Source organism: Streptomyces sp. NPDC004435 (assembly GCF_042873895.1).
Classification (GTDB): Bacteria; Actinomycetota; Actinomycetes; order Streptomycetales; family Streptomycetaceae; genus Streptomyces.
In genome coordinates this window covers 41,799-53,590 of record NZ_JBIAMB010000028.1, presented here as the reverse complement: position 1 = coordinate 53,590, position 11,792 = coordinate 41,799, and the positions used below count along the sequence as shown (strand labels likewise).

Below are 11,792 nucleotides of genomic sequence, written 5' to 3'. Positions count from 1 at the left end.
GGAACCCGCCATGACCGACCCCGTACCCCGGCCGGAGTTCCGGCTCGCCTCCGTCTTCGACCACGCCGACCCGGTGACGGGTCCGGGCTTCGCCACGGACCACCCGGTGGTCGAGGACCCCGAGTTGCACGCGCTGCTCCTGGAGCGGCTGGCGGCCGGTACGCCCGTGCTGGCGACGCCCGTCCTGATGGACGACGTGCTCGACGCCTCCCGGGTCGCGGAGGTGCCGCTCACCTTCCGTACGGACGGGCGGTGGGTGTGGACGGACACCGTCACGTACTACCTGGAGCACTACGCGCTCGCCCCCGACCCGGAGCTGCTGGCGCACCTGGGCGACCCCGGCTACACGGCGCCCGGGCCCCTCGGGCGGGACGTCGTCGAGCGGGCCGCCGCCTTCGTCCTGACCCCGGCGCCGGAGGGGACCGAGGTCCATCCGCTGGGCTGACCGGGAGTGGTGAACCACGGGGCGGCGCCCGCCCGTTCGTACGTGCGCGGAGGGTTCGCGACGACCGAGGGGAATGACGGTGGACGACAACGAGGTGCGGGCCGCGAGAGCCGCCGGGCAGGACGCGGCATCCATCAGCCTGCCCGCGGTCGCCTGGCAGCAGGCGGGCGAGGAGCCGGGGGGTGAGCCCGGGCGGAAGCCGGAAGCGGGAACCGGCGGCGAGCGGGACGGCGAGGGCGGCGGCGGGCCGGTCGCGGGGGCCGTGACCCCGGCAGGCGAGCCCGGGCGGAGGCCTGAGGCGGAATCCGGTGGCAAGCCGGACGGCGAGTGCGGCGCCGGGGCGGTCGCGGGAGCCGTGACCCCGGAACCGGTCGCGGAGGCCGGCGCCGAGCCGGAGTCCCCGGCCACGCCCCCGGCCGCCTCCTCCGGCGCCGCCCCGGACGTCCCCGCCACCGGCGTGGCCGGCGACGACGCCGAGACCGGCACCGGGACAACCGGCACCGGGACGACCGGAGCAGAGGACGCTCCGGAAGGCGCCTCCGCGCCCGCCGCGCAGGCCGCCTCCGACACGGACGGCCTCGCCGCGCAGGCCGCGGGAACGGCCGGGGAGGGGGCGCGGGACCGGTCCCGGACGACCCGGCGCCTGTCGAAGCCGATGATCGCGGCGGCGGCCACCTCGGGCGTGGTCCTGCTGGGCGTGCCGCTGCTGCTCTCGCAGGTCGGCGGCGGCAGCGGTCCGGGACCGGGTTCCCTGCCGCCGCGCCCCACCGGGTACAGCCAGGCCGACGGCGGCCCCGGCGGCTTCGTGCCGCGGGCCGACGCTCCGGAGAAGGGCTCCGTCCTGCCCGGCAAGGGCCTCGCGCCGGGGACGACGAGCGCCCCCGGGAAGACGTCCCCGGTCGCCGGGAAAGCCCCCCTGGCCACGAGTGTCGCCGGGGTCGGTGCCGGGGTCGGTGCGGGCCCCGCGCCGACCTCCTCCGAGGCTCCCACCGACTCCCGGGCGCCCGCCTCCGCCGGGGCTCCCGGATCCTCCCGGGCGCCCGTCTCCTCGCGGGCGCCCGGAGCCGGGCAGAGCCCGCGCCCGACCTCCGCCGCCGGCGGCGGACCCGCGCCCACCACGGCACCCGCCGCGCCCCGGGAGACCACCGCCCCGCCGCGGAAGCCGGCCACCCAGGCGCCCCCGCCCCCTCCGGCGAAGGAGCGGTACTCGGCCCTGGCGGGGCCGAACTGCGCCGGCGGCGGGGCGAGTTTCACGTACAGCGGCTGGTACACGGACGGCAAGGAGGGCTGGAAGAAGTACGGCTCCGGCGGCCACACGGGCGACGGCTGCGACGGCAGCTTCCTCTCGCTGCCGATGTCCGGGAAGGCGGGCTCGGACGCCGGGAACGCGCTGCGCTGGACATTCCGCACCGGCAGCGTCACCTCCGGCACCTGCCAGGTCTCGGTGCACATCCCGAACAACGGCGACATCAAGGCGGTCGGCGGCAAGCCGGCGTACTACACGGTGCACGCGGGAGCCACGGGCAGCGATCCGATCCTGCGGTCCTTCAACGTCGACCAGCCGTCCCGGCGGGGCCAGTGGGTGAGCGCGGGCGACGTCCGCGTCACCGGCGGCGTGCTGACGGTGAAGCTGCACGACCGGGGCCTGGACTGGTCCGGTTCGCAGAAGACCTACGCCCATCACGCGGGCGACGTCGCCCGTGTCCAGTGCACCTCCGCCTGAAAGGGATCATCCACGCATGTCGCGCCATGTGCTGACCGTGAGCGCCGAGGCGCAGCACGACCGCCCGTCCGCGGACGGCCCGTACCGCACGATCGGAGCCGCCTTGGAGGCCGCGCGCAGCGGCGCGGTGATCTCGGTGCGTCCGGGCCGGTACGAGGAGAACCTGGTCGTCACGAAGATGGTGACGATCACCGCCGAGGACCCGAACGGGACCGTGCGGATCGTGCCGCCCCGGGGGACGGTGGTGCAGGTGGTGGCCGAGGCGGTGCAGCTTACGGGGCTGCTGCTCCAGGGCCTGGACGACGAGCTGCCCGTCGTGGACGTGCCGCGCGGGCAGGCGGCGCTCCAGGACTGCGAGGTGGTGGGGAACGCCTGGACGGCCCTGCTGACCCGGCAGCAGGGTTCGCTGGCGATGCGGGGGTGCCGGGTGACCAACCCGGGCGGGGCGGGGATCGTGGAGACGTCCACCGGCACCAGCGTGATCGACGGCTGTGTGGTGGAGCACCTGGGGACCTCGGCGGTGGTCATCGGGGAGCGGGCCGATCCGACCTTCCGCAACTGCGTGCTGCGCGACGCCCGGGGCAACGGGGTGTGCGTGAACGGCGAGGGCCGGGGGCTGATCGAGGACTGCGAGATCTCGGCCACCGACAAGCCGGCGATCGCGCTGGAGCAGAACAGCGCCACCCGGGTGGTGCGGACCTCGGTGCGGGACTGCCTGCTCGGCGTGTACATCAGCTCCAAGGAGCGGGTGGTGCTGGAGGACTGCTCGGTGTCCGCGACGAAGGTGCACGGCATCGCGCTCGCCGAGGGCACCGATCCGGTGCTGAGCCGCTGCCGGGTCTCCCGGACCAAGGGCAACGGCGTCCATGTGACGGGGCGTTCGCGGGGCACGTTCGAGGAGTGCGAGGTCACCGCGGCCGAGGGCACCGGCATCTGGGTGGAGGAGTCCTCGGGCCCTTCGTTCAAGCGGTGCGCGGTGCGGGACGCGAAGGAGGCCGGAGTCCAGCTGACCGGCGACAGCGCCCCGGATTTCGACCGGCTCACGGTGCGCGGCGGCGCGGCGGCGGGGGTGCGCGTGCTGGAGGGCGCGAACCCGATGCTGCGGCGGCTCGACGTGTCGGACGTGGCCGGGGCGGGAGTGGAGGTGACCCGGGGCGGCCGGGGCCGGCTGGAGGGTTCGGAGATCTCGGCCACCGGGCAGGCGGGTGTGCGGATCGCCGACGGCGGCGACGCGTACGTCGGTACCACCTCGGTCCGGGACACCGGTGCGGCCGGCGTGTCGGTCGGCGGGGGCGGGGTGGCGACGCTGCGGGACTGCGAGATCGCGGACGCTCCGCAGGAAGGGGTGCTGGTCGAGGACGGCGGCGAGCTGACCGCGGCCCGGACCCGGGCGCGGTCCTGCCGTCGGTACGGATTCCGGGTCGCGGCGGGCGGCCGGGCCGCGCTGAACCGCTGCGAGGCGGTGGACAACACCGGGGACGGCATCCGGGTGGACTCCACGGAGGCGGTACGCGTGCACGACTGCACGGTCTCCGGGAACGGCGGCTCGGGGCTGCGTCAGCTGGAGCCGTCGACGCGGCTCGCGGTGGAGAACCTGACCAGCACGGAGAACGAGCTGCCGGACTCGTACGGGGAGTCGGCGGCCGGGGCCGGCGGGTCGGCGCCGGCGGCCGACGGGCCTCGCGGGGCGGGGGCGCGCGAGGGCGCTCCGGACGGTTCCGTCCGCGGGGGCGGCCGGGCGACGGCACCCGCCGCGTCGCGCAGGCCGGACGGGCCGCTGGAGGCGCTGGACGCGCTGGTGGGCCTGGACGGGGTGAAGGAGCAGGTCGCCACCCTGGTCAACCTGAACAAGCTGGCCCGGCGACGGGAGCTGGCGGGGATGCCCGCGCTGCCGATGAGCCGCCACCTGATCTTCGCGGGGCCGCCCGGCACCGGCAAGACGACGGTGGCCCGGCTGTACGGTTCGATCCTCGCCGAGCTGGACGTCCTGCCGTCGGGCCATCTGGTGGAGGTGGCGCGCGCGGACCTGGTGGCGTCGATCATCGGCGGGACGGCGATCAAGACGACGGAGGTCTTCCAGCAGGCTCTGGGGGGCGTGCTGTTCATCGACGAGGCGTACACGCTGTCGCAGGGGACGGGCGGCAGCGGGCCGGACTTCGGCCGGGAGGCCATCGACACGCTGGTGAAGCTGATGGAGGACCACCGCGACGAGGTCGTGGTCATCGTCGCCGGGTACTCGGAGGAGATGCGGGGCTTCCTGGACTCCAACCCGGGCCTGGCGTCCCGGTTCAGCCGCACGGTGGAGTTCGAGAACTACGCGGACGACGAGCTGACCACGATCGTGGCGATGTCCGCCACCTCGCACGGCTACCGGCTCGCCGACGGCACCCGCGAGGCGCTGACGCTGCACTTCGAGGCCATGGCGAAGGGCGCCGACTTCGGCAACGGCCGGGCGGCGCGCAAGGTGTTCGAGGCTATGGTGGACCGGCAGGCGTCCCGGCTGGCCGCGCAGGCCGAGATCGGCAACGACGATCTGGCGCTGCTCACGCCCGAGGACGTGGGGGCGGAGGCGGCCCGGGCGGTCGCCGCGTCCGGCGCGCCGGCGGAGCGCAGGACGGAGCTCCTCGACGAGCTGCGCGCGATGATCGGTCTGCCCGCCGCCAAGGAGCAGGTCGAGGATCTGGTCCATCTGATCAAGCAGGTCGACCGGCGCAAGGAGGCCGGGCTCCCGACGGCCACGATCAGCCATCACGTGGTCTTCTCGGGCCCGCCGGGCACCGGAAAGACGACGGTGGCCCGGCTGTACGGGCAGTTGCTCGCCGAGCTGGGCGTGCTGCCGGGCGGTCAGCTGGTGGAGACGGCGCGGGCGGATCTGGTGGGCCGGTTCGTGGGCCACACCGCGCAGCTGACGAAGGACGCCTTCGACCGGGCGCGCGGCGGCGTGCTGTTCATCGACGAGGCGTACACCCTGACGCCGCGCGGCGGCACGGGCAACGACTTCGGGCAGGAGGCGGTGGACACCCTCATGAAGCTGATGGAGGACCACCGCGACGAGGTCGTGGTCATCGTCGCCGGGTACGCCGACGAGATGCGGGGCTTCCTGGACTCCAACCCGGGCCTGGCGTCCCGCTTCTCCCGGTCGGTCGTCTTCGAGCACTACACCGACGAGGAACTGGTACGGATCGTGGAGGCGTTGTCCGACAAGGCGGGGTACGTGTGCCCGCCGGAGACGCTGGCGACGCTGGGCGAGCTGTTCGCGGCGGTGCCACGCGACCGGAACTTCGGCAACGGCCGCTTCGCCCGCCAGGTCCTGGAGACGATGATCACCCGTCAGGCGGGACGGCTCAGCCGGCTCGACGTCGACGACGTGGCCGAACTGAGCCTGCTGCTGCCCCAGGACGTGCCCGGGGACCGGGTGCCGGACGGTGTCGCGTGAGGCGGGGCACGTCGAGCGGGGCGGCGGTCCTGTCGACGGTCCTGCTGTGCGGGACCGTGGCCCTGCTGCCGGGGAGCGCGGTGGCCGTACCGGGCCCGGAGGGCGGGATCGGCGCCGGGGCGGTGTCCGGCGCGGCGCGCCCCGAGGCGGGGCCCGGGTCGGTTGGCGCAGAGGCGGAGCCCGGGGCGGTCGGCCCCGAAGTGGTGTCCGGTGCGGTCGGCGCAGAGGCGGTGCCCGGCACGGCGCGCCCCGAGGCGGTGCGCGGCGCGGTCGGTGCGCAGGCGGTGTCCGGCACGGTTGGCCGCGAGGCGGTGTCCGGCGCGGTCGGCGCCGATCCCGCGTCACTGCCCGCCGTCACGCAGCGGCTCTCGGACGACTCCTGCCGCAAGGCGTCGGAGCGGAAGGTCGTCGGACTCCCCTGGCCCCAGGCGCTGCTGCGTCCGGACATGGTCTGGCCGCTGTCCGACGGCGCCGGGGTGACGGTGGCCGTGGTGGGATCGGGAGTGGACGACACCGCCGGGCTGCTGGGCGACCGGCTGCGGCGGACGCCGCGCCTCTTCGCCGGCGGCGGCCCGGCCGCGGACTGCGTCGGGCACGGCACCTTCACGGCCGGTCTGATCGCGGCGCCCCGCACCCCGGGCGCCGGGTTCGCGGGGATCGCGCCCGGGGCGCGGATCCTCGACGTGCCGGTCACCGACCGACGGGGGAACACCACCCCCGCGCTTCTCGCCCGGGGCATCCGGGCGGCCGTCGGCGGCGGTGCCCGGGTGATCGCCGTGGTGGCGGTGGCGGGCACGGACAGTCCGGCGCTGCGAAGCGCCGTGCGGTACGCGGTCGCCGAGGGCGCGGTCGTGATCGCCCCGGCCGCCCCGGACGGGGCGAAGGGCCCCGCGTACCCCGCGGCCCATCCACAGGTGGTGGCGGTGGCGGCGACCGGCCCCGGCGGGAAGGCGTCGGGACAGGCCCCCGAGGGCCGGGTGGACCTGACGGCACCGGGCGAGGCCGTGATGGGCCCCGGGCCGGGCGGCCGGGGCAGTTTCACGGCCTCCGGGCCGAGCTACGCGGCCGCGCTGGTGGCCGGGACGGCCGCCCTCGTCCTGGACCGCCGACCGGAGTTGAGCGCCGAGGCCCTGGTCCACCGGCTCCGCGCCACCACCGCGGAGCCGGGCCGCTCGATGCGGGACCGGACCCGGGGGTACGGCTCGGTCGACCCGATCGCCGCCGTCACCGCCGTGCTCCCCGAGGAGCGGGGCGGCGTGGCGGTACGGGCGACCGCCCCCGGAGCGGTGATGCCCGTCGCCCCTGGTCCCTCCGCCGCCGGTTCCGCCGGATGGGTGGCGGCCGGTTGTCTGGCGGTGCTGGCGGGGGTGGCGGGGGCGGCCGCCGTACTGCCGCGGGGCCGTCGGCGGGGGTGGCGGCCGGGCGGCTATCGAGCCCCGGCGGCCGCGAGGGGCAGTGGTCCGGAGCCGCTCCCGCCTTCCTGAGGGCGTCGGGACATTAGGGGGGCGTTACCGGACGGCCCTCGATCACTCCTGAGCATTAGTCAAGCATTAGTCAAGATTGCCAAGGTCGTTCCCACCAGTCCGGCGTGCTCGGAGCCGTCGGCAGACCGGCGCCGCCGTCCGCCACGACCGAGTCGCCGACGTGCGGCAGGGAGGAACGACCGTGGTGATGACCCACGAAGACGGGGCCGACGGCGCCGTCCGCGCGGAGGCGCGGCCCCGCCCCACCATGGACCGCGACACGCTGGCGGAACTCCACCGCCTGCACGCCTCCGCCCTGTTGCGCGCGCTGCTCCGCCTCACCAGCGGGGACCGGGGCAGGGCCGAGGACATGCTCCAGGAGACCTTCCTGCGCGCCTGGCAGAACCCCCAGGCGCTCGTCCGGGGTCCCGAGCACGGTCGGCCCTGGCTGTTCACCGTCGCCCGCCGGATCGCCATCGACCACTTCCGGGCGCAGTCCGCCCGGGTGAAGGAGCTGGGCGACGAGACACCGGAGGACCGTGCCGGCCCCGACGACCCCTACGAGGAGATCGTGATCGCGCACGCCGTCGGCGACGCGCTCGCCGAACTTCCCGACCACCAACGGGAGGTGCTGGTGGAACTGCACCTCAACGACCGTTCCACGGCGGACGCGGCGGCCGTGCTCGGCGTCCCGCCGGGCACCGTCAAGTCCCGCAACTTCTACGCGGTGCGGGCGCTGCGTTCCGTCCTCGAGCGGCACGGCCTCGCCCAGGCGGGCCGTCCGCTCCGCCCCGTCTGAACCGGCCGGGCCCCGCGGGCCGTTCTTCCGGGCGACCGACGAGAGGGGGCCGAGGTGGTCACCGTCGTAGCCAGGAACGACATGGACGCGCCCGACCACTGGGCGGACGCGCCGGACTACAGCCCCGGGCACTGGCGCGCGAGGCGGACCGAGGCCCCACCGGCGGAACCGACCCTGGGGGCGGAGCCGTCACCGGAGCCGTCACCGGAGCCGGAGTCCACACCGACGGCCGCGCCCGCCACGGCGGAGCCTGTACCGGCGGAGCCCGTACCGGGGGAGCTCCTGCCGGCGGAGCCCGTACCGGCGGCAGAGGCCCCGGAGCCCCTGCGGGAGCAGTCGCCGGAGGCGGAGCAGATCGTGCCCCCCGCCGTCCCCGTCCCCGTCCCCATCCCGGCGGTGCCGGAGGTTCCGGCCGAGCCCGTGGCGGGGACACGGCCGGAGCGGCGCGCGTCCCGGCCCCTCCTCCGGATCCGGAGGCGCGGGGGTTCGGGTCATGCCGCTGACGCCCTCCGGGCCCCGTTGCTGCGCAGCCATCGGATCGCGGTGATCGGTCTGAACGGCGGGGCCGGGAAGACGACCACCGCCCTGGCCCTCGGCGCGGTCCTGGCGCGGGAGCGGGCCGACCGGGTGGTCGCCGTGGACGCGAGCCCGGACTCGGGAGCCCTGGGCCGCCGTGTCCGGCGGCAGTCGGGCGCCACCGTGCTCGACCTCGTGGCGGCGCTGCCCCGGCTGCGCACCTACATGGACATCCGGGCCTTCACCTCGCAGACGCCCAGCGGTCTGGAGGTCGTGGCGCACGACCCGGACCCAGCGGATCCGCGCGCTTTGGGCGAGCAGGAGTACCGGCAGGTGGTCGAGGCGCTCGCCGGCCAGTACCCGCTGGTCATCACCGATGCCGGGACCGGCATGCCGCACGACGTCCTGGGCGCGGTCCTGGACGTGTCGGACCAGCTGGTCGTCGCCGCCACACCGGGCGAGGACGGGATGAGCGGCGCCAATCTGCTCTTCGACCGGCTGGCCGCCCTCGCCCACGAGGAGAAGGCGCGGGAGGCGGTGACCGTCATCTCCGGCGTGCGGTCGCCCTCGGGACGGTCGGCCGTGGCGGACGAGGCCGTGGCGCAACTCAGGCAGCGGTGTCGGGCCGTCGTGACCGTCCCGTACGACTCCCGGCTGGCCCGGGGCGGCGAGGTGGACCCGGAGGCGATGCGGGGCCGGACCCGGGACACGTACCACGAACTCGCGACGCTCGTCGCAGGGAACTTCCCCCGCCTCTGACACCGCCGCTCCCCCGTCCTCCCTCCTCACACCCGTCCCCGAGAACACTGGAGAGCACCCATGGCCTGGTACGAGGGCCCCTGCCGGATCACCGTCATCGGCCTGGACGCCGACTGGCCGCAGCGCGCGGTGGTCACCGTGTCCGGCGCGCGCGGAGCGCGGATCGAGATCCCCGGCGAGGTGGGGACGGTCCGGCACGTGGACGCGCCGAGCTGGCATCTGGAGGTGGAGCACCTGTACGAAGGCCGGTGGCGTCCCAACGTCCGGGCGGTCAGGACCCGTTGGGAGATGGTGGACGGCGTCCGTACGCAGACGATCACCAGCAAGGACGTGGACTGGCCGGGGCGCGTCCGGCAGGAGCGCAATCTGGTGCTGCGCCTGGAGCGGCTCGGCGAGGTGGACGAGCAGCCGCGCGAGGCGGGCAGAGAGGCACCGACCCGGTCGGCGACCCAGTCGACGGCGAGCACCCCGGTCCGCAGGACAGCTGCCGCCCCCGACTCCGTACGCACCGGGTCCGTCTCGGGTGGTCCCGCCCTCGGCACCCCGCCCACGACTTCGGGGGGCGCTTCCGGAGGCACATCCGGCGGAACTTCCGGCGGCGTGGCGTCGACGAGCAGCAGCAGCCCGTGGTGACCCCCGGATCTCCCGACCGGCGGTGTCCGACCCGGTCAAGACACCGCCCGCGTCATCACGATCGCGGACACCGGCCCGATCCTCTACGCCGACAAAGACGCCCGAGGCGACGCACTACGGCCGGCGCGAGCCGGGTGCGGCGGCCGCGGCCCTGATCCCCCGTCAGTAGCACGCCGAGCGGCTCACGGACGAACGGCAAGCGCCGCTCTACGCCACACTGACCACCCAACAGCGCGCCGATTTCGCCCGGCTGGTCGACGCCTTGACCGGCACCCGGCCCTCGTAGCCGCATACCGCAGACACTGGCAGGCGTACGACAGAACGGCTGATGGCGGCCATGCTGTTCCCTCACGAAGGCCGTTCCGCCCTCCGTCCACCCCGGCCCATGTCGCTCCGAGCACCGCGCTGTACGAGGACGTGCGCCGGCGCTGGGGGGACTCTGACTTGCGGGTCGGACGGGCAGGGTTTGGGTGTGTTGTGCAGGGGGAGACAGCGGCCGGTCAGTCCGAATCGATCGGGCCGGTCCCGTAGTCGGCTCCTGAGTCCGAGCCGTTGCCGTGTGTCTGGCCGCTTTCCAGCTTGCGCCAGATGAGCACACTGGCGACGGCCGTCACTGCCAGACCCACCGCCCAGATGAAACCCCAGGGAAGGTCCTTGCCGGTGATGAGCAGACTCGCGAACGCGGTGAGACAGCCCGCCACGAAACCAGCCCACGCGGACAGGAACGCGGTCGTTCCCAGCTGCTCCCCGAAACCGTCCGACTCCTCGCCCTCGCCCATGTCCCCGCCCTTCTCGCCCGCCGCTGCCTGGAAGGCCCAGTCTTGTGCGCGGAAGGCCCCACGCCAACCCTCGGGAACCCGAACAGCGTCATGCGATCCCGCATGATCCCTCCCCCTCGTTCCTGAGCTACGAACTTCAGCTCCTCCAGGAGCGGCTCCAGGCCACGGTGGAGGCGCACCAGCCCGGACGCCCGCCGAGCAAGCCCCCTGCGACCGCCCTCGACGAGGGCGGCGACCTCGACGAGGAAGCAGCCGCCTCCACCGGGCTGCCTCCACCGGGCGGCCCCTGGCCAGACCACCGAACCGACTGTGCCGTCCGAGGGCCAACCCGCGGACGCGCCGCCGGTGACGGAGGCGGAGGCGGAGGGTACGGCGCGGCGAACGCGTTCGCGGAGGTGCCAGTGCCCGTCGCCGTTCCTCAGCGTTGACCAGGTGCGCGGTACGGCCGAGCCTGCTGTTCATCGGCCGGTGAAGGAGGTTCTTGCGGCCCCACGGGACCAGCTCCGGTGCTGGACCGGCGCCTGCCCGTCGCTGTGCCGCGATGGGGGCGCCGGATACTGGGGTGGTGATCGACAAAGAGTTGCGTGTGGTGCTGGCCGAGGACTCGGTCATTCTGCGTGAGGGCATGGTCGAGTTGCTCGGGGCTCGCGGGTGCGAGGTGGTGGCCACGGCCGGGACCGGTCCCGAGCTGTTGGACGCCGTGGCCGTACACCGGCCGGACGTGGCCGTAGTGGATGTCCGCATGCCGCCCACCCATACCGATGAGGGCATCCGTGCCGCCCTTGAGATCCGTGCGCGGACTCCTGGGACCGGCATCCTGGTCTTTTCCCAGCACGTTGAGCACGCCTGGGCGTCCAGACTGCTCGCGGAGGGTGCGGCGGGCATCGGTTACCTGCTGAAGGAGCGTGTCGCCCGCACCTCGGAGTTCGTGGACGCATTGCACCGGGTCGCCCGTGGGGGTACCGCCCTCGATCCGGAGGTGGTCACCCAGTTGACGCGTGGTGGGCAGCGCGGTCGGGTGGATGCGTTGACGCCGCGTGAGCGCGAGGTGCTGGAGCTGATGGCGCAGGGCCACTCGAACCGTTCCGTGGCCGCCCTGCTCGTCGTGTCCGAGCGGGCGGTGGAGAAGCACGTGGCCGCGGTCTTCACCAAGTTCGACCTGCCCTCGACGGGGAGCGAGAACCGGCGGGTCAAGGCGGTCCTGGCCTACCTGTCCGAGATGGCGGGGTGACCCGGGAC

The 11,792-nt window shown here is 74.8% G+C and carries 9 protein-coding genes; 8 read left to right on the top strand and 1 reads right to left on the bottom strand.

The genetic code is table 11. The features are described from left to right. The first annotated feature begins 10 nt into the window (after positions 1-10). From ACFYT9_RS35575 to ACFYT9_RS35545, 7 genes are all read left to right on the top strand, one after another. Positions 11-445, top strand: a complete 435-nt coding sequence (locus tag ACFYT9_RS35575) for a hypothetical protein (protein ID WP_389170416.1) — start codon at positions 11-13, stop codon at positions 443-445. A gap of 79 nt (positions 446-524) precedes the next feature. After that, positions 525-2,168 carry a hypothetical protein gene (locus ACFYT9_RS35570; RefSeq protein ID WP_389170413.1) on the top strand — a complete coding sequence of 548 codons (1,644 nt, stop codon included), beginning with the start codon at positions 525-527 and terminating at the stop codon, positions 2,166-2,168. Positions 2,169-2,184: 16 nt separating this feature from the next. Beyond that, positions 2,185-5,604 carry a right-handed parallel beta-helix repeat-containing protein gene (locus ACFYT9_RS35565; protein WP_389170410.1) on the top strand — a complete coding sequence of 1,140 codons (3,420 nt, stop codon included), beginning with the start codon at positions 2,185-2,187 and terminating at the stop codon, positions 5,602-5,604. After that, positions 5,601-7,088, top strand: a complete 1,488-nt coding sequence (locus tag ACFYT9_RS35560; protein ID WP_389170407.1) for a S8 family serine peptidase — start codon at positions 5,601-5,603, stop codon at positions 7,086-7,088. The genes ACFYT9_RS35565 and ACFYT9_RS35560 overlap by 4 nt, the downstream gene beginning before the upstream one ends. 187 nt (positions 7,089-7,275) lie before the next feature. Next, entirely contained in the window at positions 7,276-7,866 is a 591-nt protein-coding gene (locus tag ACFYT9_RS35555; protein WP_376606023.1) for a sigma-70 family RNA polymerase sigma factor, read from the top strand. Positions 7,867-7,920: 54 nt separating this feature from the next. After that, entirely contained in the window at positions 7,921-9,141 is a 1,221-nt protein-coding gene (locus ACFYT9_RS35550; RefSeq protein WP_389170404.1) for an AAA family ATPase, read from the top strand. 60 nt (positions 9,142-9,201) lie between these two features. Continuing rightward, positions 9,202-9,774, top strand: coding sequence for a hypothetical protein (locus tag ACFYT9_RS35545; RefSeq protein ID WP_389170401.1), 573 nt, complete (start codon positions 9,202-9,204; stop codon positions 9,772-9,774). Between the two features lie 500 nt (positions 9,775-10,274). Here the strand turns inward: ACFYT9_RS35545 and ACFYT9_RS35540 are convergent, their stop codons facing one another. Continuing rightward, positions 10,275-10,553, bottom strand: coding sequence for a hypothetical protein (locus ACFYT9_RS35540; protein ID WP_389170398.1), 279 nt, complete (start codon positions 10,551-10,553; stop codon positions 10,275-10,277). A 541-nt stretch (positions 10,554-11,094) separates the two neighbouring features. Here ACFYT9_RS35540 and ACFYT9_RS35535 point away from each other — a divergent pair. Then, positions 11,095-11,784: a response regulator gene (locus ACFYT9_RS35535; RefSeq protein WP_389170395.1), complete on the top strand. Its 690-nt coding sequence runs from the start codon at positions 11,095-11,097 to the stop codon at positions 11,782-11,784. Positions 11,785-11,792: the final 8 nt, after the last annotated feature.

Excerpts from the sequence above, each read along its gene's own strand:
- ACFYT9_RS35540 (WP_389170398.1), bottom strand. The coding sequence starts at position 10,553 with ATGGGCGAGGGCGAGGAGTCGGACGGTTTCGGGGAGCAGCTGGGAACG.
- ACFYT9_RS35575 (WP_389170416.1), top strand. The coding sequence starts at position 11 with ATGACCGACCCCGTACCCCGGCCGGAGTTCCGGCTCGCCTCCGTCTTC.
- ACFYT9_RS35545 (WP_389170401.1), top strand. The coding sequence starts at position 9,202 with ATGGCCTGGTACGAGGGCCCCTGCCGGATCACCGTCATCGGCCTGGAC.
- ACFYT9_RS35565 (WP_389170410.1), top strand. The coding sequence starts at position 2,185 with ATGTCGCGCCATGTGCTGACCGTGAGCGCCGAGGCGCAGCACGACCGC.
- ACFYT9_RS35555 (WP_376606023.1), top strand. The coding sequence starts at position 7,276 with ATGACCCACGAAGACGGGGCCGACGGCGCCGTCCGCGCGGAGGCGCGG.
- ACFYT9_RS35535 (WP_389170395.1), top strand. The coding sequence starts at position 11,095 with ATGGGGGCGCCGGATACTGGGGTGGTGATCGACAAAGAGTTGCGTGTG.